24 protein-coding genes and 1 pseudogene are annotated in these 25345 nt (G+C 71.8%); 19 read left to right on the forward strand and 6 right to left on the reverse strand.

The window, feature by feature from the left end:
* Positions 1-3 precede the first annotated feature (3 nt).
* Positions 4-846: an aminoglycoside phosphotransferase family protein gene (locus tag ABZ342_RS16685; RefSeq protein WP_360473606.1), complete on the reverse strand. Its 843-nt coding sequence runs from the start codon at positions 844-846 to the stop codon at positions 4-6.
* Between the two features lie 90 nt (positions 847-936).
* Between ABZ342_RS16685 and argG the strand changes: the two genes are divergently transcribed.
* Positions 937-2385: an argininosuccinate synthase gene (argG, locus tag ABZ342_RS16690; protein ID WP_155543747.1), complete on the forward strand. Its 1449-nt coding sequence runs from the start codon at positions 937-939 to the stop codon at positions 2383-2385.
* A gap of 50 nt (positions 2386-2435) precedes the next feature.
* Here the strand turns inward: argG and ABZ342_RS16695 are convergent, their stop codons facing one another.
* From ABZ342_RS16695 to ABZ342_RS16705, 3 genes are all read right to left on the reverse strand, one after another.
* Positions 2436-3449, reverse strand: coding sequence for a medium chain dehydrogenase/reductase family protein (locus ABZ342_RS16695; RefSeq protein WP_360473608.1), 1014 nt, complete (start codon positions 3447-3449; stop codon positions 2436-2438).
* 75 nt (positions 3450-3524) lie between these two features.
* Positions 3525-4094 (reverse strand): TetR/AcrR family transcriptional regulator, encoded by a 570-nt coding sequence (locus ABZ342_RS16700; RefSeq protein WP_155543749.1) that lies wholly within the window; start codon positions 4092-4094, stop codon positions 3525-3527.
* A gap of 64 nt (positions 4095-4158) precedes the next feature.
* The gene (locus ABZ342_RS16705; RefSeq protein ID WP_155543750.1) at positions 4159-4866 is read right to left on the reverse strand and encodes a trypsin-like serine protease; all 708 of its coding nucleotides are present in this window, start codon (positions 4864-4866) and stop codon (positions 4159-4161) included.
* 370 nt (positions 4867-5236) lie between these two features.
* Between ABZ342_RS16705 and ABZ342_RS16710 the strand changes: the two genes are divergently transcribed.
* From ABZ342_RS16710 to ABZ342_RS16735, 6 genes are all read left to right on the forward strand, one after another.
* A complete protein-coding gene (locus ABZ342_RS16710) occupies positions 5237-5827 on the forward strand; it encodes a DUF6801 domain-containing protein (RefSeq protein WP_360473611.1) in 591 nt (196 codons plus the stop codon).
* Between the two features lie 196 nt (positions 5828-6023).
* The gene (locus tag ABZ342_RS16715) at positions 6024-6611 is read left to right on the forward strand and encodes a papain-like cysteine protease family protein (protein ID WP_155543752.1); all 588 of its coding nucleotides are present in this window, start codon (positions 6024-6026) and stop codon (positions 6609-6611) included.
* Positions 6608-7375: a hypothetical protein gene (locus ABZ342_RS16720; RefSeq protein WP_360473613.1), complete on the forward strand. Its 768-nt coding sequence runs from the start codon at positions 6608-6610 to the stop codon at positions 7373-7375. Before ABZ342_RS16715 ends, ABZ342_RS16720 begins: the two co-directional genes overlap by 4 nt.
* Before the next feature lie 68 nt (positions 7376-7443).
* Positions 7444-8475 (forward strand): Lrp/AsnC family transcriptional regulator, encoded by a 1032-nt coding sequence (locus ABZ342_RS16725; RefSeq protein WP_360473615.1) that lies wholly within the window; start codon positions 7444-7446, stop codon positions 8473-8475.
* A gap of 15 nt (positions 8476-8490) precedes the next feature.
* The gene (locus ABZ342_RS16730) at positions 8491-9630 is read left to right on the forward strand and encodes a serine hydrolase domain-containing protein (RefSeq protein WP_360473617.1); all 1140 of its coding nucleotides are present in this window, start codon (positions 8491-8493) and stop codon (positions 9628-9630) included.
* A gap of 35 nt (positions 9631-9665) precedes the next feature.
* On the forward strand, positions 9666-10901 hold the full coding sequence (locus tag ABZ342_RS16735) for an FAD-binding protein (protein WP_360473619.1): 1236 nt from the start codon (positions 9666-9668) through the stop codon (positions 10899-10901).
* Positions 10902-11088: 187 nt separating this feature from the next.
* Here ABZ342_RS16735 and ABZ342_RS16740 read toward each other — a convergent pair.
* A pseudogene (locus tag ABZ342_RS16740) lies at positions 11089-11322 on the reverse strand (transposase); the annotation flags it as partial.
* A 40-nt stretch (positions 11323-11362) separates the two neighbouring features.
* The gene (locus ABZ342_RS16745; protein WP_360473621.1) at positions 11363-12337 is read right to left on the reverse strand and encodes a LacI family DNA-binding transcriptional regulator; all 975 of its coding nucleotides are present in this window, start codon (positions 12335-12337) and stop codon (positions 11363-11365) included.
* A 230-nt stretch (positions 12338-12567) separates the two neighbouring features.
* On the opposite strand from ABZ342_RS16745, the gene ABZ342_RS16750 reads away from it, so the two are divergent.
* The 12 genes from ABZ342_RS16750 (at position 12568) to ABZ342_RS16805 (ending at position 25323) form a co-directional block, all read left to right on the forward strand.
* Entirely contained in the window at positions 12568-13536 is a 969-nt protein-coding gene (locus tag ABZ342_RS16750) for a pectate lyase (protein WP_360473623.1), read from the forward strand.
* Between the two features lie 212 nt (positions 13537-13748).
* Entirely contained in the window at positions 13749-14930 is a 1182-nt protein-coding gene (locus ABZ342_RS16755) for a Gfo/Idh/MocA family oxidoreductase (protein ID WP_155543758.1), read from the forward strand.
* Positions 14931-15139: 209 nt separating this feature from the next.
* Positions 15140-16423, forward strand: a complete 1284-nt coding sequence (locus ABZ342_RS16760) for an extracellular solute-binding protein (protein WP_360473625.1) — start codon at positions 15140-15142, stop codon at positions 16421-16423.
* Between the two features lie 3 nt (positions 16424-16426).
* The gene (locus ABZ342_RS16765) at positions 16427-17401 is read left to right on the forward strand and encodes a sugar ABC transporter permease (protein ID WP_360473627.1); all 975 of its coding nucleotides are present in this window, start codon (positions 16427-16429) and stop codon (positions 17399-17401) included.
* Positions 17398-18243 carry a carbohydrate ABC transporter permease gene (locus ABZ342_RS16770; RefSeq protein ID WP_360473629.1) on the forward strand — a complete coding sequence of 282 codons (846 nt, stop codon included), beginning with the start codon at positions 17398-17400 and terminating at the stop codon, positions 18241-18243. Before ABZ342_RS16765 ends, ABZ342_RS16770 begins: the two co-directional genes overlap by 4 nt.
* 5 nt (positions 18244-18248) lie before the next feature.
* A complete protein-coding gene (locus ABZ342_RS16775; protein ID WP_360473631.1) occupies positions 18249-18821 on the forward strand; it encodes a hypothetical protein in 573 nt (190 codons plus the stop codon).
* Entirely contained in the window at positions 18818-19927 is a 1110-nt protein-coding gene (locus ABZ342_RS16780; protein WP_360473633.1) for a Gfo/Idh/MocA family oxidoreductase, read from the forward strand. The genes ABZ342_RS16775 and ABZ342_RS16780 overlap by 4 nt, the downstream gene beginning before the upstream one ends.
* Positions 19927-21159 carry a Gfo/Idh/MocA family oxidoreductase gene (locus ABZ342_RS16785; protein ID WP_360473635.1) on the forward strand — a complete coding sequence of 411 codons (1233 nt, stop codon included), beginning with the start codon at positions 19927-19929 and terminating at the stop codon, positions 21157-21159. The genes ABZ342_RS16780 and ABZ342_RS16785 overlap by 1 nt, the downstream gene beginning before the upstream one ends.
* Positions 21156-22073, forward strand: coding sequence for a PmoA family protein (locus ABZ342_RS16790; protein ID WP_360473637.1), 918 nt, complete (start codon positions 21156-21158; stop codon positions 22071-22073). Before ABZ342_RS16785 ends, ABZ342_RS16790 begins: the two co-directional genes overlap by 4 nt.
* An 11-nt stretch (positions 22074-22084) precedes the next feature.
* Positions 22085-23356, forward strand: a complete 1272-nt coding sequence (locus tag ABZ342_RS16795) for a pectate lyase (protein ID WP_360473639.1) — start codon at positions 22085-22087, stop codon at positions 23354-23356.
* Between the two features lie 142 nt (positions 23357-23498).
* Entirely contained in the window at positions 23499-24269 is a 771-nt protein-coding gene (locus ABZ342_RS16800; protein ID WP_360473641.1) for a pectate lyase, read from the forward strand.
* Between the two features lie 46 nt (positions 24270-24315).
* On the forward strand, positions 24316-25323 hold the full coding sequence (locus ABZ342_RS16805) for a pectinesterase family protein (RefSeq protein ID WP_360473643.1): 1008 nt from the start codon (positions 24316-24318) through the stop codon (positions 25321-25323).
* Positions 25324-25345: the final 22 nt, after the last annotated feature.

Genomic DNA, 25345 nt, shown 5'->3' on the forward strand with positions numbered 1-25345 from the left:
TGCTCACGGAGCTGGGACGCATTCCAGCTCCGTGAGCACGTAACGGGCGTTGGCCGAGATGACGGCGTTCGTGTGCCGGTAGTACGGCAGCTGGATCACGGCCATCGCCAGCGCCCAGCCGCGGCCGCGCACCCAGGTCGCCTCGTCGGCTTCGACGGCGTCACGGAAGACCTCGCGCGTGGCCGCCGTCAGCAGGTTCCACGCGGGGATCAGATCGCAGGCCGGGTCACCGAGTCCGGCCGTCGCCCAGTCGAGGACGCCGGTCAGGCGGCCCTCGCGCAGCAGCAGGTTGCTCGGCATCAGATCGGAGTGGACCCAGCACGGCGGGCCCGTCCACTGTGGAGCGTCGAGCGCTCGCGTCCAGTTCGCCAAGGCCGCCCGCGGGGCGAACGGCTCGTCGGTGGTGCTCAGCTCGTCGATCGCCCGGCGGACACCGGTGTCCACGGAGGACAGTGGCTTGCCGCGGTAGGCCGGGGGACCGTCCGCGGAGGTGGCTCGCAGAGCCATGATGAACTCCGCGAGCCCGTGAGCCGGAGCGCCCTCGACGGCCGGTTCGCCGTCCAGCCAGCGGTGCACCGCCCACGACCGCGGAAAGCCTTCGGCGGGTTCGCCGAGCGCGGCGACGGCCGGAACGGAGACCGGCAACCCGCTGAGCGTGCTCAGGATCCGGCGTTCCCCCGCGACGTCTTCGGCGATGCGGGGCAGCCGGACCGTCAGGTCGTCCCCGAGGCGGTACACGGCGTTGACTGTGCCGCCGGAAGCCAGGGGAGTGATCGGCCGGTCCGCCCACTCCGGGAACTGGCCGCGCAGCAGCCGCCGGACGAGGGCGGTGTCGATGGCGGGCATGGGATCACCGAACCACGCACGTCAACGCGATTTGGTGAGCCCGGGCACCCCGGATTGCACGACGATGCATGGGCGTGCATAATCATTCGCATGTCCAAGGTGCTCACTTCCCTGCCCGTCGGCGAGCGTGTCGGTATCGCCTTCTCCGGTGGCCTCGACACTTCCGTAGCGGTCGCGTGGATGCGCGACAAAGGCGCGGTCCCCTGCACCTACACCGCCGACATCGGCCAGTACGACGAACCCGACATCGAGTCGGTGCCCGGCCGGGCCGGGCAGTACGGCGCCGAGATCGCGCGGCTCGTCGACTGCCGGGAAGCCCTCGTCGAAGAGGGGCTCGCGGCGCTGACGTGCGGGGCGTTCCACATCCGCACCGGCGGCCGCAGCTACTTCAACACCACGCCGCTCGGCCGCGCCGTCACCGGCACGCTGCTGGTGCGCGCCATGCTCGAGGACGACGTCCAGATCTGGGGCGACGGCTCCACCTACAAGGGCAACGACATCGAGCGGTTCTACCGCTACGGCCTGCTGGCCAACCCTTCCCTGCGCGTCTACAAGCCGTGGCTCGACGCGGACTTCGTCACCGAGCTCGGCGGCCGCAAGGAGATGTCGGAGTGGCTGCTGGCCCACGACCTGCCTTACCGCGACAGCACCGAAAAGGCCTACTCGACCGACGCCAACATCTGGGGTGCCACGCACGAGGCGAAGTCCCTGGAACACCTGGACACCGGCATCGAGATCGTCAAGCCCATCATGGGCGTGGCGTTCTGGGACCCCGAGGTGGAGATCGCCACCGAGGACGTCACCGTCGGCTTCGAGCAGGGCCGGCCGGTGACGATCAACGGCAAGGAGTTCGCCTCCGCCGTCGACCTGGTGCTGGAGGCCAACGCCATCGGCGGCCGCCACGGCCTGGGCATGTCCGACCAGATCGAGAACCGGATCATCGAGGCGAAGAGCCGCGGCATCTACGAAGCGCCGGGCATGGCGCTGCTGCACGCGGCCTACGAGCGGCTCGTCAACGCGATCCACAACGAGGACACCCTCGCCAGCTACCACAACCACGGGCGGCAGCTCGGCCGCCTGATGTACGAAGGCCGCTGGCTGGACCCGCAGGCGATGATGCTGCGCGAGTCGCTGCAGCGCTGGGTCGGCACCGCGATCACCGGCGAGGTGACCCTGCGGCTGCGTCGCGGCGAGGACTACTCGATCCTCGACTCGACCGGCCCGGCGTTCAGCTACCACCCGGACAAGCTGTCGATGGAGCGGACCGAGGATTCGGCGTTCGGCCCGGTCGACCGGATCGGCCAGCTGACCATGCGCAACCTCGACATCGCGGACTCGCGGGCCAAGCTGGAGCAGTACGCGAGCCTCGGCATGGTCGGGGGGAACTCGCACCCGAAGCTGATCGGCGCGGCGCAGGCGGCGTCGACCGGCCTGATCGGCGCGATGCCCGAGGGTGGCGCCCAGGTGATCGCCTCCCGCGGCAAGACCGACGACGACGAGCTGCTCGACAGCGCCGCGATGGAGTTCGGCACGGACTGATCCGCCAGACCCGAAGGCCACCACGCTCGCCGTGGTGGCCTTCGGTGTGTTCAGGGGACGAGCACGACCTTGCCGGTGACGGTCCCGGATTCGGCCAGGGTCAACGCCTTCGCCGCGTCCTCGAGCGGGATCCGCGCCGCCACCTGAGCCTTGAGCTGCCCCTTCGCCGCCAGGGCGAAGACGGCCGTCAGGTCCTCGGCGAGGCGCGCGCGGAAGCGGGTGAGGTTCCGCTTGCCGCCCCAGACGTTGTAGAAGTGCGTCCGGCGGCGGTTGGGGAGCGCGTTCCACCACAGCAGCCGCGCGACCAGCTTCAGCACGGCGGGCTTCGCGCTGCCGCCGGTGTTCACCGTGGACACGCTGCCGTAGGCGACCAGGGTGCCGCCGGGGGCCAGCAGGCGGAACGAGTCGACGATGCCGGGGCCGCCGATGTGGTCGAAGACGGCGTCGACCCCGCCGGGTGCCAGCTCGCGGACCCGGGCCGGGACGTCGCCGCGGTAGTCGAGGGCGGTCGCGCCGAGCGCGGTCACGGCGTCCAGGTTCCGGGCCGAGGCGGTCCCGATCACCTTGATCCCGGCCGCCCGGGCGAGCTGGACGAGCGTGGTGCCGACGCCGCCGCTCGCGCCGTGGACGAGGATCGTGCCGCCGGCCCGCACCCGCGCCTTCCGGTGCAGCATCTGCCACGCCGTGATGCCGTTGACCACGAACGTCTCGGCCTCGGCCGCGTCCAGCCCGTCGGGGACCGGCACGAGGTCGGCGGCCGGGACGACGAGGTGGCTGCTCCAGCCGCCGATCTTGGTCATGGCGGCCACGCGGCGCCCGACGAGGGCCGGGTCTTCGGCTTCGAGCACCGTGCCGACGACGTCGTACCCGGGCACGAACGGGAACGGCGGCTGGTCGTAGTACTTCCCGCGGCGCATCTGCTGCTCGGCGAACGAGACCCCGCTCGCCTCGACGCCCACGAGGGCCTCGCCGGCCCCGGGCCGCGGCAGCTCGCGGTGCTCGACGCGCAGGCCGTCCGGCTCGACGAGGCCGGGGAGGACGATTTCGGTGGTGGTGGTGGTCATGGTGGGTTCCTTCCGAGGTGTGAGTGACTGGTCAATCACTCAATGGGCGCGAAAAAGGGGACGGCGGGGTCGGGTTCAGTTCTTGCCGGGGTGGCGGATGCCGGCGGCGAGCACGGCGGCCCAGTCGCCGGCGCGGTCGTCGAGGTCGAGGGTGGCGATGAGGTGGCAGAGCTGGCCGTAGGCGATGAAGCGCTGGACCTGCTCGCCGTCGGCGCCCGAGCGCTCGAGGGCGAGTTCGGTGACCTTCGCCAAGCCGCGCCGCAGGGCGTCGGCGATCTCGGGCGTGTCGGCGGCCGACTGGGCGTGCACCTGCAGCATGAGCAGGTTCCGGTCGGCGATGAGCTCGGCGTAGGCGCCGCCCATCTCGTAGAGGATCCGGCCGGGGTCGTCACCGCCGGCGCGGGCGGCGCCGTTGGAGAGAGCGTGCGCGACGAGCTCGAAGCACCGGTCGATCGCGGCGACGAAGAGGGAAACCTTGCCGGGGAACAACTTGAAGACGTACGCGGGGGAGATGTCGGCCCGCGCGGCCACGGCGCTGATCGGCGTGCTGTGGTACCCGCCCCGGGCGAACTCGGCGATGGCCGCGTCGACGACGACGTCCCGCCGGGCGTCCGAGGTGGAGAGGGTGGCTCCGCGCTTGGTCATGTGAGTGACCGTACACTCACTCTTGCCGCCGAAGCAAGCCCCCGGTTTCCCGGGGGCCGCTCGCTCAGACGCCCGCGGTGGCGGAGATCCAGTCCCGGTACTTCGTGATGTTGATGTAGGCCGTGTACGACTGGCGGTCGCTCGTCGACGCCACGCCGACCTGCTTGCCTCCTGCGTACATCGGGCCGCCGGAGTCGCCGCCCGCCGTGATGCCGTCGCCGCGGTTCGCGCACACGGAGACGCCCGCCGCGCCGTCCGGGCAGTCGATCGAGCTGACGCTGACCTTCGCGACCTTCAGCAGCTGCGACTGGCACTCGATCTCGGGCTTGTCGGTGCAGGTCGCGCCCCAGCCGTAGACCTCGGCCTGGTCGCCCACCTTCACATCACCCTCGCTGCCCAGTGGCGCGTACTCGGTCTGCACCTGCTGGTCGATCTGGACCAGCGCGATGTCCGAGTCCGGCGCCTCGTGCACGGAGGTGGCGTTGACGGTGGTGCCCTTCGTCTGGTCCAGGTCGCCGACGTGGAAGCTGATCGGCTTGCCGTCGGCACCCTGGGTGCAGTGGCGGGCGGTGAGGATCCAGTCGGGCGCGATGATCGTCGCCGAGCAGATCTCCTGGCCGCCGGCGAACATCCGGGCCGCCGAGTGGAGCGAGCCGGCATCGCTGCCGTCGATGATGGCCGGCTGAGCGGCCAGGGACGGCGCCGCGGCCGCGAGTGCCGAGAGCAGGACACCGGTGACGACTACGCCGGTTCGCGCGATACGTTTGCGCACTTGAGGATCAACCTCCCGCCGCGGACCGGGGTCTCGCGGTGACGTGTGGTGGAGGACACGCCTACCGTCACTGCTGTGGGTGAATCTCCGTAACCCGCCGATAGTCGGTTGATCCAAAACACGACTTTCGTCGTGGGCCGTCCGGCGGATCGCGGGTGACACGGCCTGACGCGCTGCCGTCGGGCGGCTGTTGACGCACGTGAGTGCCCGCGAGCCGGAAACTGTCACGCGGGAAAGCGCACCTCACAAAAAACAATGCGCGCCACGCAAAGGCGCGTGACAAATTCCGGGCCCACGGAAAAGCGCATTGGCCGGTTGGGAAGTTTCCCCCTAGCATCCGAAAGGCCGTTCGACGACGAAAGGACCGGAGATGACGGAAACCCTTCTGCGGAAAAAGCGCTTCCTGGGAATCGGGCTCGCCACGCTGCTCGCGGGCGCGGTCGCCGTGCTTTCCGCGGGACCGGCCGCGGCGGCCGAGAAATCGCTGACCTACCGGGGCGGCTTCCCGCTGATCGGCGACCAGCAGGTCACCGTGGTCGTCAAGGCGGACATCCCCGCCACCGCGACCGCCGGCACGCCGGTCTCGGTGCCGTTCAGCCTCGACGTCGACGCCGGTCAGGCCGCCGGTGACGGCCTGCGCCTCGTCGGGGCCACCGAGATCTCCGGCACCATCGCCTCCAAGGTCGACGTCGCGATCGGCGGCCAGTCCGTGGCTATCCCGATCGAGCTGCCGATCCCGGAGACGCCCGTCCCCGCGGAAGGCACCCTGAAGTTCACCGCGCAGGGCCAGGTCGACTTCACCGTCCCGGCCGGCACCCCGGCGGGCGAAGCGACCAGCAGCGTCGACTCCGCGGCGACCACCCACGTCGTCACCGACAGCGGCCTCGGCGAGTTCGACGTCGACCTCACGCTCGACCCGCCGGACCAGGACGCCACCCTCGGCACGACGACAGTCGGCTGACCCCGCCGCTCCGGCCCGCCGGAATCCACCCGGCGGGCCGGAGCCGATGCCGGAATCCGGCACCCGGGAAATGCCGGGATCCGCCAAAACCGTTCTCTCCCAACGTGATCCTCCCTTAGTAGGTACCGGTTCACCGGTCGTGCGCGGAGTATTCCCTGCCACCACGTCGAATCGTCACCGAGTGGAGGACCACTTCGTGAAAACCACATCAGGAGTCCTGCGTGGACTCGCCGCGGTTTCGGCCGCCGTGGCCGCCGTCGTCGCGCTGCAGGCGCCCGCGACCGCGGCCGCCGCGCGGACCGACCTCGGCATCACCATGCAGGCCCAGCAGAAGGACCAGTGGTGCTGGGACGCCAGCGGGAACACGATCGCCGACTACTGGGGATATTCGCTTTCCCAGACGCGGTTCTGCCAGATCGCCCACAACGAATCCGGCAGCGACTGCGCCAACAACCAGGGCTACCTGTCCGACCAGCAACGCGTGTTCCGTTCGCTCGGTTTCTCGAACGTCGGGTCCTACAACTCGAACGGGCAGGTCCTTTCCTTCGCCACCATCAAGAACCAGATCGACGCGGGACAGCCGATCGGCACCCGCATCGGCTGGCGCTCCGGTGGCGGCCACATGCACGTCCTCTACGGGTACGACAACGCGAGCGGTGCGACCCGCGTCGAGTACGGCGACCCGTGGCCGAACAACAGCCGCTACAACTCCATGAACTACGACACCTACCGCTCCAACACGCAGTTCCAGTGGACGCACACGCTGTACGGGATCGAGGGATGAGCGTGCTGAAGAAGGCGATGGGCGCGGCCGTGCTGGCCGGTGCCGCGATGCTCACCACCGCCGGTGCGGCCGGCGCGGCCACCGGACCGGCCGGCACCCCGACCGCGGCCGACACCGCCGCGATCGGCCAGGTCACCGGCGGCCAGTCGACCCTCGACCGGCTCGCGACGACGAAGTTCCCCGGTGCCCACCCGGCACCGGTGGCGCAGGCGGCGAACGCCGACCCGCGCACCCAGGTCGCGGTCTACGAGCCGACGGCGGCGTTCGTCGCCGGAGCCTCGGACGTCCCGGCCGCGCTCGCCTACGTCGCGGTCCCGGCGCGGACCGGTGACGGCACCACGGCGACCGTCTGGGCCGAGCGGCGGGGCGCGGCCTGGACCGTCGTCAACGTCGCTTCCGGGGACTACGAGCGGAAGTACGGCGAGGCGGCGGCCGGCGGCTATCTCCTGCACGAACCGCAGGTCAACGCCTGGTACGCGGTGCACGGCGACTCCGTGACGGTGCTGGACGGCTCGGTCACCGGCCTGGCCGCCGGCACGAAGCTGACCGTGCGCGACTACCGCGCGGCCCTGCACCAGCGGTACGCGGACAAGCTGCCGGGCTCGGCCTACGACCGCGACGGCGCGGGCGGCGGCTACGGCGGCCGCGAGCGCGCGGTGCCCGCCGCGGACCCCGGGGACACGCCGGTGCTGCCGTTCGTGCTCGGCGGCGTCCTCGTGCTGGTGGCCGGTGCGGTCGGCGCGCCGCGCCTGCGACGCCGGTAAGCGCAGCGGGGCCGCCGGTGCGTCCGGCGGCCCCTTGGCAGGTGATCATGATCAGGCCAGAATGCGCCATGCCCGTTTCCCCGGCCGCCCCGCCGGAACCGGCGCGGCCGAGTGGTCCGGACCTCGCGCTGGTCGAGGCGCTGCAGCGCGACCCGCGGGCGCCGTGGACGCGGATCGCCGCGGCCGTCGGCACCGACGCGACGACGGCCGCGCGCCGCTGGGACCGCCTGCAGGCGGCCGGGCTGGCCTGGCTGACCGCGTACGCGACGGCCCCGACGACCACCGTCGGCTACGTCGACCTGGCCTGCCGCCCGGACGCGCTGACCGAGCTGACCCGGGAGCTGTGCGGCTGGCCGTCGGTGTTCAGCGTCGAGCGCACGACCAGCCGGTTCTCGCTGTTCCTTTCCCTGGCCGCCCGCGACCTCGACGCGCTCGACGGCCTGGTCACCGGCCGCCTCGGCGCCCTGCCCGGGGTGCGCGAGGTCCGGTTCGCCGTGGCCACGCGCGTCTACCGCGAGGGCAGCGGCTGGCTGGTGAACGCGCTGGCCCCGGAGCAACGCGCGGTGCTCGACGAGACGGCGGTGCAGGCCCGGCTGGTCGTCCCGCAGCAGTGGGACGACCGGGACCTGCGGGCGCTGGTCGAGTCCCTCGGCGAGGACGGCCGGCGCAGCTACGCCGAACTGGCCCGCGACTGCCGGATGAGCGAGTCGGCGGTGCGCCGGACCCTGGCGCGGATGCTGCGCAACCACGAGCTCGACTTCCGCTGCGACCTCGCGCACGTCCCGGCGGGCTGGCCGGTGATCGCGGGCTACCGCCTCGACGTCGCCGCCGGCGACCTGGACCGCGCCGGGACGGCGATCGCGCAGCTGCCGGAGACGCGGCTCTGCGCCGCGGTGGTGGGGGAGGGCAACCTGGTGGTGTCGGCGTGGCTGCGGGAGCCGGCCGGCTGCACGGGCTACGAGACGCGGCTCGCGGCCGCGGCGCCCGGCACCCGTGTCCTCGACCGCGCGATCACGCTGCGGATGCCGAAGCGGATGGGCCGGCTGCTCAGCCCGCACGGCCTCGGCGGGGCCCACCAGGCGATCATCCCGGCCCGCTGACTACCGTCGGAAGCCATGAGCCTGCGCGAGAACCTGCACCGCCACGTCGACGAAGGCACGCTGCCCGGCGCGGTGGCCATCGTGGACCGGGCCGGGCGCCCCGAGGTCGTGACGGTCGGCTCGGTGGACGTCGAGGGCAGCAGGCCGATGGCCGAAGACACGCTCTTCCGCTTCGCCTCGATCACCAAGCCGGTCACCGCCGCGGCGGTCCTGGCGCTGGTGGACGACGGCCGGCTGGCCCTCGACGACCCGATCGGCCGGTGGCTGCCGGAGCTGGCGGACCCGAAGGTGGTGCGCACCCCGGCGCGCCCGGTCGACGACGTCGTCCCGGCGAAACGGCCGATCACCGTCTTCGACGTCCTCACCGGCCAGGCGGGCTGGGGGTTCGCCGCCGACTTCACGCTCCCGGCGGTGCAGGCGCTCTTCCCCGTCCAGGGCGACGGCCGGGAGGTGCAGAGCTTCCCGCCGGCGGACGTCTGGCTCGCACGGCTGGCCGAGGTGCCGCTCGCCTTCCAGCCGGGCGAGGCCTGGCTGTACGACACGTGCTCGACGATCCAGGGCGTGCTCGTCGCCCGCGCGTCCGGCCGGTCGCTGCCGGAGTTCCTCGGGGAGCGGATCTTCACGCCGCTGGGCATGGCCGACACCGGGTTCGCCGTCGGGCCGGACCGGCGGGACCGGTTCACGGCCTTCTACAAGAAGACCCCGGACGGGCTGGTGCTCGCCGACGCCCCGGACGGCCAGTGGAGCATGATGCCGGCCCTGCCGCTGGGCAGCGGCGGCCTGGCCGGGACGGCGGGCGACTGGGTGGCCTTCGGCCGGATGCTCCTCGCTTCCGGCGCGGCACCGGACGGCGGGCGCGTGCTCAGCCCCGAGTCCGTCCGGTTGATGACCACCGACCACACCACCGCCGCGCACCGCGAGACCGGCGCGCTCTTCCTGGAGGGCCAAGGCTGGGGGATGGGCGGCGCGGTGGACATCGCCGCCGTCGAGCCGTGGACCGTCCCGGGCCGCTACGGCTGGGTCGGCGGCACCGGCACCACCGCCCACGTCGTGCCCGCCACCGGCACGGTCGCCGTGCTGCTGACCCAGGTCGGCGAAGACAACCCGGTGCCCCCGGAGTGGATGCGCGGCTTCTGGCGGGACGCGGCCGCGTAGGGTCGGCGGTGAGGATCCGGCACCGTGGAGGGACATTGGGCGAGCAGAACTGGGCCGGCAACCACGCCTACGGCGCGGACTCGGTGCTGACTCCACGCACGGTCGACGAGGTGCGGGAAGCCGTCGCGGCGGCGTCGCGGGTCAAGGCGCTGGGCAGCCGGCACTGCTTCAACGACATCGCGGACACCCCCGGCGGTGTCCTGCTGGACCTGCGCGCGCTCGACGTCCCGGTGGAGATCGGCGACGGGACGGTGACGGTCGGCGGGTCCGCCCGCTACGGCGACTTCGCCGAACAGCTGCACGCGGCGGGGTTCGCGCTGCCGAACCTCGCGTCGCTCCCGCACATCACGGTGGCCGGCAGCGTCGCGACCGGCACCCACGGCTCCGGGCGACGGCAGCCGGGCCTCGCCTCGGCCGTGTCGGCGGTCGAGCTGGTCACCGCGAACGGCGAGCTGCGGACGTTCACCCGCGCCCACGCCGAGTTCCCGGGGCTGGTCGTCGGCCTCGGCGCTCTGGGCGTCGTCACGCGGATCACGCTGGACGTCGAGCCCGCGTTCGACGTGCGGCAGGACGTCTTCGACGGCCTGCCGTGGGACGCCGCTTACCGGCACTTCGACGAGATCGAGGACGCCGCCTACAGCGTCAGCCTGTTCACGAACTGGGTGAACGACACGATCGACCAGGTGTGGCTCAAGAGCCGCGTGGACGCGTTCACCGCGCGGACGGACCTGTTCGGCGCGGTCCCGGCCGACGGGCCCCGCCACCCGGCGCACGCGGCGGGCATCGCGGCCGGCAACTGCACGCCGCAGCAAGGGGGCCCGGGCCCGTGGCACGAGCGGCTGCCTCACTTCGCGCTGGCGTTCACCCCGAGCGTGGGGGACGAGCTGCAGTCGGAGTACTTCGTGCCGTACCGGGACGCGGTGGCGGCGGTGCGGGCGGTCCGCGAGATCGGCGCGCTGCTGGCGCCGGTGCTGCTGGTGTCGGAGATCCGCGCGATCGCGGCGGACGAGCTGTGGCTGAGCCCGTGCCACGGCGGTGACCGCGTGGCGCTGCACTTCACGTGGCAGCCGCGGCAGCCGGAGGTGGAGGCGGTGCTCCCGGTGCTGGAGGAGCGCCTGGCGGCGTTCGGTGCCCGGCCGCACTGGGGCAAGCTCTTCCACACGGCCGGGCCGTACCCGCGAATCGATGATTTCCGCACGCTGGCCACGGAACTGGACCCGGGCGGCAAGTTCCGCAACCCGTTCCTGGACCGCCACGTCTTCGGCGGTTAGGGCCTGTCCTCAAAGCCAGATGAGCACTGTGGCCAGATCGATCATGCCTCGGTAGGAGATGGCGGTCTTGTCGAAGCGGGTAGCGATCCTGTGTGAGACGCCGGAACACGGCGAGTACCGGCGGCGTGCTGTCGAGTTCGTCGATCGCCTCGGCCAGCACCTTCACCTGTGCCACCAATGTGGACAGGGTGCCGGTGCGTGACCAGCGCCAGAACCAGTTGTAGACCGTCTTCCATGGCCCGTAGCGTTCGGGGAGGTCCCGCCACGCCACCCCGGTCTTGGCCTTGAACAACATCCCGTTGATCACCCGCCGGTCATCCACCCGCGGACGACCCTTCGCCCCCGATACCGGCAGCAACGGCTGGATGACCTGCCACTGCTCATCGGTCAGTTCATGCCCAGCACGACAGCCGAAGATCAAAGCAGATCACCGCACCAGCTTTGAGGACAGGCCCTAGGGTCTACGCCGGCGGGGCCGTGGTCGCGCGGACGATCAGGTACGTGTCCAGCACCTGCGCCGTGTGCTCGTCGGCGGCGCCGTCGAGCAGGTCCAGCAGGATCGTCACCGCGGCCCGGCCCGCCGCCTCCGTCGGCATCGCGATCGTCGTCAGCGGCGGGGCCGAGATCGCCGCGAAGACGAGGTCGTCGAAGCCGACCAGGCTGATCTCGTCCGGCACCGGCACGCCGCGGGCGTTGAGCCGTGCGAGTGCACCGAACGCCACCAGGTCGTTGTAAGCCACGATCGCCGTCACGTCCGCGGCCAGCGCCAGGTCCGCACCCTGCAGCCCGCCCTCGAACACCGGCGGGAACGGGCCGAACTCGACGACCTCCGTGCCGTGGCGCTCGGCCGCCTCCGCCAGGCCCGCCCGGCGCGCGCGGTTGGCCCACGACGTGCGGGGGCCGCCGAGGTACGCGCAGCGGCGGTGGCCCAGCGCGGCCAGGTGCTCGATCGCCTGCCGCATCCCGTCGGCCGCGTCCATCACGATCGACGGGATCCCCGGCACCTCGCGGTTGAGCAGCACCAGGGTCGTCTGCGCGGCGAGCGCGCGCAGCTGGTCGTCGGTCATGCTCGGGCTGCCCAGCACGACGCCGTCGACCTGCCGGGCCATCCGGCGCACCAGGTTCTGCTCGGTCGCCGGGTCCTGGTCGCTGCTCGCGAACAGCACGGCGACGTCGTCCTGGCGCGCGCGGGCCTGGACGCCGTCGAGCACGCCGGTGAAGAACGGGTTGCCCAGGTCCGACACCACGATGCCGATGTGCCCGGTGCGGACGACGGGCTGCGGAGCGCCGACGGCGTGGTACCCGAGCTCGCTCGCCGCGGCCAGCACCCGGCTGCGGGTCTGGTGCCGGACCAGGTCCGGGGACGTGAACGCGCGCGACACGGTCGAGATCGACACGTTGGCCCGGCGGGCGACGTCGTGAATGGTCACGCTCACGGCTACTCCTCGGCAGGCTCTGCGCAACATCATGGAAACGCCCGGCAGCGTTGTCAACAACGGATCGCCTTGCGGCAGCGAGGATCCGGCCCCCGCAGGGCCATTCGGCTGGGCTTCCGGTGAAAACCCTGAAAATCGTTGACCGGGTTTTGCTGCAAATCGTAGAACGGAGTCTCCGCCGTGTTCCCCGTTCCCCGGGGCGCGGGTCCCCACCCCCTCAGAGGTGCCTGATGACCAGGAAAGCCCGGTTCTGCCTGCGCGTTTTCGCCACGGCCGCCTTCGCCGCGGCGATCGTTCCCACCGGAGTGGCGCACGCCGCCTACGAAAGTTCCCCCGTCGGCTTCGGTGCCGGCACGACCGGCGGCGCGGGCGGCGAGACCGTCACCGTGACGACGGCGTCGGCGTTCGCCGACGCGGTGACGGGCACCACGGCCCGGACGGTCCGGGTGAGCGGCAAGATCGCCCTGGCGAGCAAGACGCTGGTGAAGATCGGGTCGAACAAGACGATCCTCGGCGTGGGGTCCGGTTCCGGCTTCACCGGCGGCGGGCTGGCCGTGGACAAGTCGTCGAACGTGATCATCCGCAACCTGGCCATCGCCAAGGCCGTCGGCACCGACGCGATCCAGATCCAGCGCGGCGCCACCCGCGTGTGGGTCGACCACAACGACCTGTCGTCCGATCTCGACCACGGCAAGGACTACTACGACGGCCTGCTCGACATCAGCCACGCGGCCGACGGGATCACCGTGTCGTGGAACAAGTTCCACGACCACTACAAGGTCTCCCTCGTCGGGCACAGCGACAACAACGCGAGCGAGGACACCGGCAAGCTGCACGTGACCTACAGTCACAACTGGTTCGAGAACGTCAACTCGCGGCTGCCCAGCCTGCGGTTCGGCACCGGGCACGCCTACGACAACTATTTCCACGCGGTCACCGATTCCGCCGTGCATTCGCGGATGAACGCGCAGTTCCTCGCCCAGAACAACGTCTTCGAATCCACCAAGGTGTGCCTGGAAACGACCGGTGACAGCGATGTCGACGGCTACCTCAACGAGTCGGGCAACTCCTTCGGCGGGTGCACGAACAAGATCACGCGTACCGGCAGCATGACGAACGCACCGTATTCCTTCACGCTGGAGCCGACTTCGACGGTCAAGACCACCGTGACGGCGGGTGCGGGCGTCGGCCGGATCTGACCGGCGGCCGACCGTGCGGCCGGTTCGAGTAAGCGCTTACTCGAACCGGCGCCCGCCGTTCGGAGTATCCGGCCTTCGACGAATTCGAAACAGGGTCCCGAACATTGACACACTTGTCGCGAACGCCCTACCGTGACCACCGGAAGTTTCTCCCGAACTGCCCATTCGTCAGTTCCCGCGCGGCCGGAGCCGGTCGCGCCGATCGGAGACCCATGTCGGGGAGCAGGCGCCGCACCGTCGCGGACCCGCCGAGGCTGGCCGTGGTCGGCACGTCCGGCTACGCGTTCAGCTACCTGCACCGCGCGCGCATCCTGCACGACGAGGGCCTGGTCCGGTTCGCCGGCATGGCCGACGTCCGGGTGCCGTCGGCCGCCGCGATCGCCTTGCTGCCCGAGGGCGCCACGGCGCACGTCGGGGTCGACGACCTGCTCCGCCGCTGCTGTCCCGACATCACCGTGGTCGCGACCCCGCCGCACGCGCACGTCCGCGTCGGCGGCGCGGTGCTGCGGGCGGGCGGCGACCTGCTCCTGGAAACCCCGCCGGTGCTCGACCTGGCCGGGTTCCGGACCCTGTCCCGGCTGGCCGCGGAGAACGGCTCGGCCTGCCAGACGGGGTTCCAGAGCTTCGGCTCCCCGGCGCTGCCGGTGCTGCGGGCGGCGATCGCGGCGGGGAAGCTCGGCGAGGTGGCGGGCGTCGGCGCGGCCGGGGCGTGGATCCGCACCGACGCCTACTACCGCCGCAACCCCTGGGCGGGCCGCCGGTGGCTGGACGGCGAAGCCGTGGTCGACGGCGCGCTGACCAACCCGTTCTCCCACGCGGTGGCCACCGCGCTGCTCGTCGGCGGGGTCGGCGGGCGCGATCCGGCGGAGATCGCCCTGGAGCTGTACGGCACGCGCGACATCGAAGCCGACGACACGGCGTGCCTGCGCATCCGCTTCGACCGCGGTCCCGAGATCGTCGTCGCCGCGTCGCTGTGCGCCGAGCAGGACCACGAGCCCTACGTGGTGGTGCACGGCACGAAGGGACGGGCGAAGTTCTGGTACAAGAGCCACCGGCTGGAGCTCGACGACGAACGGGTCCACCTCGGCGAACCGGTGGACCTGCTGCGGAACCTGGTGGCCCACCGGCTCGACCCGGCCGGGGTCCCGCTGCTCGCGCCGCTGCCGGCCACCCGCGCGTTCGCGTCGGTGGTCGAGGCGGTGCGGGACGCGCCGTCGCCGGCCCGGATCCCGGCGGGCTGGATCCGCACGGCGGGTGAAGGGGCGAGCCGGCACCCGGTGGTCCGGGGGATCGGCGAGGAGGTCGCCGTGGCCGCGGACCGGCTGGCGCTGTTCTCCGAGATCGGCGTCCCGTGGGCGAGCGCCGTCCGCCGGGGCGCGCAACACACCGGGTAGGCCTCCCCGGTGCTGCTCGCGCTGACAGCCCACTTCGGAGGCGGTGTGCTGAAAGCGCTTTCTCGCGCTGCCCGGAAATCGACGGAAGCATTGGTGCACAAGGGTTATTGCCCTGCTTTGACCGTTGACACCGCTCGCGCGCCTTGCCTACCGTGAGCGCGCTGACAGCGTTTTCAGAAAGTGCTGACCGGCTGAGAACGGAGAGCTCGATGCGTCGGACAAGAGAGCGGCGAACGCTCGTCGCGCTGGCCGCGGTGGTCCCGCTGCTGCTGACCGGGGTCGCCGCGTGCGGCTCGGGCTCCGGCGGCGACGGCGGGGACGTGACGATCACGTTCGTCTGGTGGGGCAGCGAAGGCCGGGCGAACCTGACCAAGAAGGCCGTCGAGCTGTTCCAGCAGAAGAACCCGAAGATCAAGGTGCAGACGTCGTTCTCGGCGTACGCGGCCTACTGGGAGAAGCTCGCGACCCAGACGGCGGGCGGCAAGCCGCCGGACGTCCTCAACGTCGACACGCGCTACCTGGCCGAGTACGGCGGCCGCGGCGTCCTGGCCGACCTCAACCAGGGGACCGGCAAGGCGATCTCGCTCGCCGACATCAACCCCGAGCTGGCGGCCACCGGCGTCTACCAGGGCAAGCGGTACGCGGTGCCGTGGGCGCAGAACACGCCGGCCATGCTCTACGACCCGGCGGCCTTCACCGCGGCGGGCGCGGACCCGGCGAAGGGCCTGACCTGGGACCAGTTCGCCGACGCGACCCAGAAGGTGAGCGGCGCCGGGAGCGCGCGCGGCACGACCGACTTCGGCATCCTCGACACGACGCTGGAGATCTGGCTGCGCCAGCAGAGCAAGCAGTTCTACACGCCGGAGGGCAAGCTCGGCTTCGCCGCCGACGACCTGCGCCGGTACTGGCAGCTCGCGGGCCGGTTCCGCGACGCCGAGGGCGCGTCCCCGGCCGACGTCACGGCGTCGTACAACACCTCGCCCGAACAGTCGCCGCTCGGCAGGAAGCTGACCAGCTCCGAGTTCGCCTACGACAACCTCCTGCCCGCGTACCAGAAGGCGAACGGCAAGCCGCTGAACGTGGCGCCGTACCCGACCGCCGCGAACGGGGACACCGGGCAGTACCGCCGGCCGTCGATGTTCCTGTCGGTCTCCGCGCGCAGCCAGCAGCAGGACGCGGCGGCGAAGCTCGTCGACTTCCTGGTCAACGACCCCGAGGTGGGCAAGATCGTCGGCACCGACCGCGGGCTCGCGCCGAACCTCAAGGTCCGCGCCCAGCTCGCGCCGTCCGCGAAGGGTGCCGACAAGACGCTCTACGACTACGAAGCCGCCCTCGAGCCGAAGCTCGGTGCCGCGCCGCCGGTGCCGCCCAAGGGCGCGGGCGCGATCCAGAAGCTCCTCCAGCGCACCTACGAGGAGGTCGCGTTCGGGCGGATGAGCCTCGACGACGCCGTCAGCCGGTTCATGTCCGAAGCCGAGAAGGGACTCAAGTAGCCGATGACGACCGTGCGCACCCCGGACCCGCCGATCGCCCCGGAGGCGGCCGCGGGGGTCCGGAGGCGGGACCGGCCGGCCGGGCGCCGCCGCAAGAGCCAGCCGGAGGCCTTCGCGTTCCTGACGCCCTGGCTGCTCGGCGCGGTGGCGCTGACCGTCGGCCCGATGGTCGTCTCGCTCTACCTGTCCTTCACCGACTACGACCTCTTCACCTCGCCGAAGTGGGTCGGCTTCGGGAACTTCGCGCACATGTTCACCGACGACGACCGCTACCTGCAGTCGGTGAAGGTGACGCTCATCTACGTCCTGGTCTCGGTGCCGCTGAAGCTCGCCGTGTCGCTGCTGGTGGCCATGCTGCTCAACACGCGCCGCGGCGGAGGCGGCTTCTACCGGGCCGCGTTCTACGCGCCGTCGCTGCTGGGCGCGAGCGTCGCGGCGGCGCTGGTGTGGCGGGCGCTGTTCATGGGCGGCGGCCCGGTGAACGAGGTACTGGCCTCTGTCGGCTGGCACACGCCGAGCTGGGTCGACGACCCCCAGTTCAGCCTCGCCTCGATCGTGCTGCTCGGGGTCTGGCAGTTCGGCGCGCCGATGGTGATCTTCTTGGCCGGGCTCAAGCAGATCCCGGCCGAGCTGCACGAAGCGGCCGCGATCGACGGCGCCGGCGCGTTCCGCCGGTTCCGGCACATCACGCTGCCGATGCTGTCGCCGGTGATCTTCTTCAACCTGGTGATGGAGGCCATCCACGCGTTCCAGGCGTTCACCCCGGCGTTCGTCATCGGCGGCGGCCGCGGCGGTCCGGCCGACGCGGACCTGTTCTACACGCTCTACCTGTTCGAGGTCGGCTTCCAGGACTTCCGCATGGGCTACGCGTCCGCGATGGCGTGGGTCCTGCTGGCGGTGATCGCGATCGTCACGGCGATCGTGTTCCGCACCGCGAAGCTGTGGGTGTTCTACGACGACGCCGGGGAGCGCTCATGACCGTGCTCCCGCGTTCGGCCCGCTCGGCCGGGTGGCACGTGCTGTGCCTGGTGATCGTCGCCGTGGTGCTGTACCCGCTGGTGTGGCTGGCGTTCGCGTCGGTCAAGCCGCCGGACGAGATCCTCTCGCGGCTGGCGCTGCTGCCGACGCGGTTCGTCTTCGACGGGTATTCGAAGGGCTGGGAAGGCGCGGCGGACGTCGGGTTCGGCCGCTTCTTCCTCAACTCGTTCCTCGTCGCCGGCCTGTCGGTGGCCGCGAACGTGCTGTCGTGTTCGCTGGCCGCGTTCGCCTTCGCGCGCTTGAAGTTCCGGTTCCGCGGCGCGCTGTTCGCGTTCATGATCACGACGCTGATGCTGCCCTACCACGTCACGCTCATCCCGCAGTACGTGATCTTCCAGCAGGCCGGCCTGGTCAACACGTTCGTCCCGCTGGTCCTGCCGAAGCTGCTGGCCACCGAGGCGTTCTTCGTGTTCCTGATCGTCCAGTTCATGCGCGGGATCCCGCGCGAGCTGGACGAGGCCGCGACCATCGACGGCTGCTCGGTCTACCGGACCTTCTGGCACGTCGTGCTGCCGCTGTCGAAACCGGCGCTGGTCACGACGTCGATCTTCACGTTCATCTGGACGTGGAACGACTTCTTCACGCAGATGGTCTACCTGAACGACACGGAGAAGTTCACCGTGCCGCTGGGCCTGCGGCTGTTCGTCGACACCAGCAGCGAGTCGAACTTCGGCGCGATGTTCGCCATGTCGGCGCTCGCGCTCGTCCCGATCGTGCTCTTCTTCCTCGCCTTCCAGCGCCTGCTGGTCGAAGGCGTCAGCACCAGCGGCCTGAAGGGGTGACGGCGATGCGCACCGCGAAGACGAAGACGCAGTGGCGAACCGGGCTCGGCGACTTCTCGGACTGCCTGCTGACGGGCCTGCTCGTCGCCCTCGCCTCGGTGCCGGCGGTGACGGCGGCCCCGGCGTTCGCGGCGGGCTGCCGCACCCTGGACCGGACGCGGCACGGCATCGGAAGTCCACTGTGGACGACGTTCTGGGCCGACTTCCGCCACGCCGCCCGGGGTGGGTTGCTCTTCGCCCTCGGTTGCCTCGTCGCTGGGGTGCTCTTCGCGGTGGACCTCGAAGTCGTGCGCTCGATGCCGGGCGCGGGGGTGCTCGGGCCCGCGTTGTGGGTCCTGGCCGCCGCGGTCGCCGTCGTCGCGCTGCGGACGTGCGAGGTGGTCGCGACCGAGTCGCTGTCCTGGCGGCGGGCGGTCGCGACGGCGGCCCGCGAGACCGCGGCGGCGCCGGGGAACGCCCTGCTCCTGGCCGGGGCGGCCGGCCTCGCGGTGGTGCTCGTCTGGATGCTGCCGATCCTCGCCCTGCTGGTGGCCGGGCCGCTGGCCCTGGCCGCGGTGGCGACCGGCGGGCCCCGATGATCCCGAGAGTCGTCGTTTTCGGCACGGCCGGCTACGCGCGCACGCACCTGCGCCGCGCCCGGGCGCTGCACGACCGGGGCGAGATCGTCCTGGCCGGCGCGTGCGACGTCCGGGAGCCGCCGGACGGGGCCGGCGAGCTGGTGCCGGTGTTCACCCGCGACCCGGCTGAGCTGCTGGCTCGCGTGCCGGCCGACATCGCCGTGGTGGCCACCCCACCGCACACGCACCTGCCACTGGCCCGCCTCGCGCTCGCCGCGGGCTGCCACGTGCTCGTGGAGAAGCCGCCGGTGCTCGACCTGACGGCGTTCGACGAGCTGACCGAGCGGGCCCGCGGCCGGGCCTGCCAGGTCGGGTTCCAGAGCTTCGGCTCGCCCGCCGTGCCGGTGATCCGGGCCGCGCTGGCCCGGGGCGCGATCGGGGCGGTCACCGGGGTCGCCGCCGCGGGAGCGTGGATCCGGCGTGACCGCTACTTCACGCGCTCCGCCTGGGCGGGCCGTCGCCGGCTCGAGGGGCGAGCGGTCGTGGACGGCGCGCTGACGAACCCGTTCGCCCACGCCGTCGCGACCGCCTTGCTGCTCAACGGCACGGCCGGCGCCCGGCCCGAGCGCGCGACCGTCGAGCTGTACCGCGCCCGCGACATCGAGTCGGACGACACGGCGTGCGCCCGCCTGTGCTTCGCCGGCGCGCCGGACGTCGTCGCGGCCGCGACGCTCGCCGCCGAAGCCGACCACGAGCCCTACGTGCTGATCCACGGCACCGAGGGCCGGATCCGGTGGCACTACAAGACCGACGTCGTCCTCATCGGCGGCGAGCCGGTGCCGGTCGGCCCGCCGGAAGACCTGCTGGCGAACCTCGTCGAGCACGTCCGCGACGGCGTGCCCCTGCTCGCTCCGCTGGCCGCCACCCGCGCGTTCACCGCACTGGTCGAGACGGTCCGCGACGCGCCCGAGCCGCGGCGGCTGCCCGGGGCCCGGGCGGTCGGCACCGGGCCGGAGCGCCGGTTCGTCGTGCCGGGTGTCGACCGGGCCGTCGACGTGGCGGCCGAACGGCTCGCGCTCTTCTCCGAGCTCGCCCTGCCCTGGACCCTCGCCCGAGAGGAGACGTGATGGTGACGCGCCGCTACGCGATCGTCGGCCTGGGGTCCCGCGCCCGGCTGTTCGCCCGCGCACTGGCCGGCTCGCCGCGAGCCGAGCTCGCGGCCTTCTGCGACCCCAGCGAAACCCGCATGCGCGTCCACAAAGGATGGATCGGCGCGTCGGTGCCGGGTTACCGGCCGGCGGACTTCGCGGCCATGCTGGAAAAGGAGCACATCGACGTCGTCGTGGTGTGCACGCCGGACCACACGCACGCGGACTACGTCGTCGCCGCGCTGCACGCCGGCTGCGACGTCGTCACCGAAAAGCCCATGACGACCGACGTCGACGGCGCGCGGCGCATCCTCACGGCCCGCCGGGAGACGGGGCGCTCGGTGCGGGTCGCGTTCAACTACCGGTACAACCCGGTGCACCGGCGCGTGCGCGAGCTGCTGGCCGCGGGCACGATCGGGGAGATCGGCTCGGTCGAGTTCAGCTGGCTGCTCGACACCGCGCACGGCGCCGACTACTTCCGGCGCTGGCACCGCGACAAGGCGAACTCCGGCGGCCTGCTCGTGCACAAGTCCGGCCACCACTTCGATCTGGTCAACTGGTGGCTCGGCAGCGGTCCCGAGACGGTCTTCGCGTTCGGCAGGCTGTTCTTCTACGGCGAGCGGAACGGCCGCCGGCCCACCGCCCCCGACGACCGTTTCGCGCTGGACCTCGAGGCCTCGCCCCTGCTGCGCGCGCTCTACCTCGACGCGGAGCGGGAAGACGGCTACGTCAGGAACCAGGACGTGTTCGCACCCGGCGTCACGATCGAGGACGACGTTTCGGTGCTCGTCCGGCACCGCGGCGGGGTGGTCCTGAACTACCACCTGCACGCGTATTCGCCGCGGGAGGGCTACCGCGTCGCGTTTTCGGGCAGCTCGGGGCGGCTCGAGCTGGAGGTCCGGGAGAACGAGTACCCGTCCGGTGCCGAGCCGAAAGCCGAGCCCGGACGCGCCCGGCTGACCGTGCAACGGCACTGGGAACCGCCGGAGGTCGTGCTCGACGAGGTCCTCGGCGAAGGCCACGGCGGCGGGGACGAGCGGATGCTCGCCGAGCTGCTCGGCGACGCCGGCCCGGACCCGCTCGGCTGCGCCGCCGACCACGAATCCGGCCTGCAGGCGCTGCTCACCGGGCTGGCGGCCAACCGGTCCCTGGCCACCGGCCTGCCGGTGCCGGTCGACGACCTGCTCGGCGAAATCGGGGAACCGGGGTGAGCCGGGCGGCCGTGGGCGACGGGACGCTGGCGCTGGCCGAAGACGACGGCCGGATGCGCGTCCACGTCGGCGACCTCGTCCTGGCGGAGTACGTCGTGGCGCCGCCGACGCCGGCCGGAGACTCGCCGAAGCCGTACCTGCACCCGCTGCGCACCACCGCCGGCGAGACCGTGACCGCGGTCCGGCCGCACGACCACACCTGGCACAACGGCCTGCAGTTCACCATGGCCCACCTCTCGGGGGAAAACTTCTGGGGCGGCCGGACGTACGTGCGCGGCCGCGGGTACACGCCGCTCGACAACAACGGCAGCGTCCGGCACGTCCGCTGGGAGAGCATCGTGACCGCGGCGGGGTCCTGCGAGCTGCGGCACGAGCTGGCCTGGCGCACCGCGGCGGGCCGGCGGTGGCTGACCGAGCACCGCACGCTGCGCTTCGGCGACGTCTCGGCGGACCGCTGGACCCTCACGTGGACGAGCCGGCTGCGCAACACCAGCGGCCGGGAGCTGCGCTGGGGCAGCCCGGTGACCGAAGGCCGCGAGACGGCCGGCTACGGCGGGCTGTTCTGGCGCGGGCCGCGCTCGTTCGTCGGCGGCACGGTCCGCACGTCCGACGGCCGCTCAGCCGAAAGCGCGATGGGGCACCGCGCCCCGTGGCTCGCGTTCACCGGCCGGCACGACGAGAGCCTCCGGACGTCGACGCTGCTGTTCGCCGACAGCCCGGCGAACCCCGGTTTTCCCACGGCCTGGTACGTGCGGGCCGAGCCGTTCCCGGTCGTCAGCTTCGCCGCGACCTACCACCGGCCGCGGCTGCTCGCACCGGGGGAGGAGCTGACGCTGACCCACCACGTCGTCGTCCTCGACGGCGATCCGGAGCCCGCCCGGCTGGCCGAGCTCGCGGCCCGGGCGGCCGAGTAGAAGGAGCCGACATGCGCTGGAAGGCCTTCGCGGGGTGCCTCGCCCTGCTCGGACTCACCCTCACCGCCGGGCCGGCGGAAGCCCACGGCCACGACCCGGGCCGCGTCGTGGCCGGCGCGCACGACGGCTGGGGCGCGGGGACGACCGGGGGAGCGGCCGCCGCACCCGGCGACGTCCACACGGTGTCGAAGCGCTCGGAGCTGGTGGCGGCGCTGGCATCGCATCCGGGCGCGCCGAAGATCGTCTACGTCCGCGGCACGATCGAGGGCAACGTGGACGCCGGTGACCGGCCGCGGACCTGTGCCGACTTCGCCGATCCCGGCTACAGCCTGCCCGCGTACCTGGCGGCGTACGACCCGGCGACCTGGGGGAAGGTCGAGCCTTCCGGACCGTTGGAGGAGGCCCGCGCCCGGTCGCAGGCGAACCAGGCGGCGCAGGTGGTGCTCGACGTCGGCCCGGACACGACGATCTACGGGCTCGGCGCGACTCTGCACGGCCTGACGCTGCGCGTCACCGGCGACAACGTGATCCTGCGGAACCTGCGGTTCTCCGACGCGCACGACTGCTTCCCGCAGTGGGACCCCCTCGACGGCGCCGACGGGAACTGGAACTCCGAGTACGACAACGTGGACCTGGTCGGCGTGACGCACGTCTGGGTCGACCACAACGAGTTCAGCGACGGCGGGAACGACGCGCAGCCCACCTACTTCGGGCGCAAGTACGAGGTCCACGACGGACTGCTGGACATCGTGAACGGCTCGGACCTGGTGACGGTGTCGGACAACCGGCTGCACGACCACGACAAGACGATGCTGATCGGCAACACCGACAAGCCCACCTACGACGTCGGGAAGCTGCGCGTCACCGTGCACCACAACCTGTTCTCGGAGATCGGGCAGCGCGCGCCGCGGGTGCGGTACGGGCAGGTGCACGTCTACGACAACCTTTACCTGGTGCGGGACCCGGCCGCCTACACGTATTCGCTCGGGGTGGGCGTCGAGTCGCGCATCTACGCGGAGAACAACTTCTTCCGGATCCCGGCCCCGGTTCCCCTGGGTGCGCTGGTCCACTATTGGAAGGGCACGGTGCTGCACGCGACCGGGACGCTGGTTTCCTCCGGTGCGGCGCTGCCCCGGCCGGTGGATCTGCTGGCGGAGTACAACGCGGCCGACGATCCGGATCTGGGCCCGGACGTGGGCTGGACGCCGACGCTGGTCGACCACCTCGATCCCACGTGGGCGGTGCCCGCGCGGGTGCTGCTCGGCGCCGGTCCCGTTTTCTGAAAACGGCGGGCATCCGGGCGACAGGGTGATCCCGGCGGCCGGTGACATTGACACGCCGAACCCGGGAACCGGAGACTGAGAAAGCGCTTTCAGCACTCGCCAGGACCCTTTTCCGCAAGGGAAGACCCAAGGAGTGATGAGCATGTCCCCGATTTCCCGGGCCGCGGTCGTCGCCGCGCTCGCGGTGTCCACCGTGATCGTCGCCGGCCCGTCCGCGAGCGCCGCCTCGTGGCCGAGTCCCACCGCCAGTCAGGCGGTCGGCGCGACCATCAAGGTCGCCAGCGGCACCTACGACGGCGGCCTCAAGCGGTTCTACGGCACCGGCGACCTCGGCACCGGCGGCCAGGACGAGGACCAGGGCCCGATCTTCGAGCTCGCCAACGGCACCACCCTGAAGAACGTCGTCCTCGGCAACCCGGCCGCCGACGGCGTGCACTGCCTCGGCACCTGCACGCTGCTCAACGTCTGGTGGGAGGACGTCGGCGAGGACGCCGCGACCTTCAAGGGCACCTCGGCGTCGCAGACCATGACGATCGACGGCGGCGGCGCGCGCAAGGCGTCGGACAAGGTGTTCCAGCACAACGGCCCCGGCACGATGTACATCCGGAACTTCCAGGTCAACGACTTCGGCAAGCTGTACCGCTCCTGCGGCAACTGCAAGACGCAGTACAAGCGCACCGTCGTCGTGGACAACGTCACCGCCACGGTGCCCGGCAAGGCACTGGTCGGCATCAACACCAACTACGGCGACACCGCGAAGCTGACCCGGATCACCATCGTCGGCGACTCGAGCCGCAAGATCGAGCCCTGCCAGAAGTACCAGGGGGTCACCAGCGGCGAGCCGACCAAGACCGGCAGCGGGCCCGACTCGACGAACTGCCTCTACACCACCGCCAACATCACCTACCAGTGACCGGCCGGGGGTGCCGTCCACCGTCCGGCACCCCCCAGGAGGCGTCATGTTCACGACCCTGTTCCTCGCCTCGGTGCTCACCGGGGCCACCCTGTGCCCGTCGGCCGCGGCGAACGTCGTCGTGGCCGGGGACGGCTCCGGGAACTACCGCACCGTCCAAGCCGGAATCGACGCGGTTCCGGCCGGCGGCACGGTCTCGGTGAAGCCGGGGACCTACCGCGAGGTGATCACCGTGCCCGCGGCGAAGACCGGGATCACCCTGCGTGGCACCACCGGCAAGGCCGCCGACGTCGTGGTTGACTACGACAACGCGAGCGGGACCAAGAAGCCCGACGGCACGACCTACGGCACCACCGGCAGCGCGACCGCGACCATCGCCGCGAACGGCTTCACGGCGAGCGCGCTGACCTTCCGCAACTCCTTCGACCGCAAGGCCCACCCGGAGATCACCGCCACCCAGGCGGTCGCGGTCAAGACCACCGGCGACCGGATGGTCTTCGACAACGTCACGTTCCTCGGCCACCAGGACACGCTCTACGCCGACACCGCGGCGGTCGGCACAGCGGGACGTCAGTACTACCGCGCGTGCGCGATCAGCGGCGACGTCGACTTCCTCTTCGGCCGCGCCACCGCCGTGTTCGACCGGGCGACGATCACCGCGCTCGACCGAGGCTCGAACCCCAACGGCTACCTGACGGCGGCGAGCACCCGGCGGACCACCGCGTACGGGTTCCTGATCGTCGGCAGCAAGGTGCTCAGCCCGGCGGCCGGCGCCACCTTCTACCTGGGCCGGCCGTGGCACCCCGGCGGGGACGTCGACGCGATCGCGCAGGTGGTCGTCCGCGAGACGGTGCTGGCCGTTGCGATCAAGCCCACGCCGTGGACGGACATGTCCGGCTTCTCGTGGAAGGACGCCCGGTTCGCCGAGTACCGCAACACGGGGCCGGGCGCGGGTACCGGAACGGACCGGCCACAGCTGACGGCGGCCCAGGCCGCGACGTACACGGCGCAGCACTACCTCGCGGGCGGCGACGGGTGGAACCCGGTGCATTGAGGCCCGCCGATCGATGTGCCGG

It is taken from the genome of Amycolatopsis sp. NPDC005961 (assembly GCF_040629235.1).
In the GTDB taxonomy this organism is placed as follows: domain Bacteria; phylum Actinomycetota; class Actinomycetes; order Mycobacteriales; family Pseudonocardiaceae; genus Amycolatopsis; species Amycolatopsis camponoti.

Excerpts from the sequence above, each read along its gene's own strand:
- ABZ342_RS16685 (WP_360473606.1), bottom strand. The coding sequence starts at position 846 with ATGCCCGCCATCGACACCGCCCTCGTCCGGCGGCTGCTGCGCGGCCAG.
- argG (WP_155543747.1), top strand. The coding sequence starts at position 937 with ATGTCCAAGGTGCTCACTTCCCTGCCCGTCGGCGAGCGTGTCGGTATC.
- ABZ342_RS16695 (WP_360473608.1), bottom strand. The coding sequence starts at position 3,449 with ATGACCACCACCACCACCGAAATCGTCCTCCCCGGCCTCGTCGAGCCG.
- ABZ342_RS16700 (WP_155543749.1), bottom strand. The coding sequence starts at position 4,094 with ATGACCAAGCGCGGAGCCACCCTCTCCACCTCGGACGCCCGGCGGGAC.
- ABZ342_RS16710 (WP_360473611.1), top strand. The coding sequence starts at position 5,237 with ATGACGGAAACCCTTCTGCGGAAAAAGCGCTTCCTGGGAATCGGGCTC.
- ABZ342_RS16720 (WP_360473613.1), top strand. The coding sequence starts at position 6,608 with ATGAGCGTGCTGAAGAAGGCGATGGGCGCGGCCGTGCTGGCCGGTGCC.
- ABZ342_RS16725 (WP_360473615.1), top strand. The coding sequence starts at position 7,444 with ATGCCCGTTTCCCCGGCCGCCCCGCCGGAACCGGCGCGGCCGAGTGGT.
- ABZ342_RS16730 (WP_360473617.1), top strand. The coding sequence starts at position 8,491 with ATGAGCCTGCGCGAGAACCTGCACCGCCACGTCGACGAAGGCACGCTG.
- ABZ342_RS16750 (WP_360473623.1), top strand. The coding sequence starts at position 12,568 with ATGACCAGGAAAGCCCGGTTCTGCCTGCGCGTTTTCGCCACGGCCGCC.
- ABZ342_RS16755 (WP_155543758.1), top strand. The coding sequence starts at position 13,749 with ATGTCGGGGAGCAGGCGCCGCACCGTCGCGGACCCGCCGAGGCTGGCC.
- ABZ342_RS16760 (WP_360473625.1), top strand. The coding sequence starts at position 15,140 with ATGCGTCGGACAAGAGAGCGGCGAACGCTCGTCGCGCTGGCCGCGGTG.
- ABZ342_RS16765 (WP_360473627.1), top strand. The coding sequence starts at position 16,427 with ATGACGACCGTGCGCACCCCGGACCCGCCGATCGCCCCGGAGGCGGCC.
- ABZ342_RS16770 (WP_360473629.1), top strand. The coding sequence starts at position 17,398 with ATGACCGTGCTCCCGCGTTCGGCCCGCTCGGCCGGGTGGCACGTGCTG.
- ABZ342_RS16775 (WP_360473631.1), top strand. The coding sequence starts at position 18,249 with ATGCGCACCGCGAAGACGAAGACGCAGTGGCGAACCGGGCTCGGCGAC.
- ABZ342_RS16780 (WP_360473633.1), top strand. The coding sequence starts at position 18,818 with ATGATCCCGAGAGTCGTCGTTTTCGGCACGGCCGGCTACGCGCGCACG.
- ABZ342_RS16785 (WP_360473635.1), top strand. The coding sequence starts at position 19,927 with ATGGTGACGCGCCGCTACGCGATCGTCGGCCTGGGGTCCCGCGCCCGG.
- ABZ342_RS16795 (WP_360473639.1), top strand. The coding sequence starts at position 22,085 with ATGCGCTGGAAGGCCTTCGCGGGGTGCCTCGCCCTGCTCGGACTCACC.
- ABZ342_RS16800 (WP_360473641.1), top strand. The coding sequence starts at position 23,499 with ATGTCCCCGATTTCCCGGGCCGCGGTCGTCGCCGCGCTCGCGGTGTCC.
- ABZ342_RS16805 (WP_360473643.1), top strand. The coding sequence starts at position 24,316 with ATGTTCACGACCCTGTTCCTCGCCTCGGTGCTCACCGGGGCCACCCTG.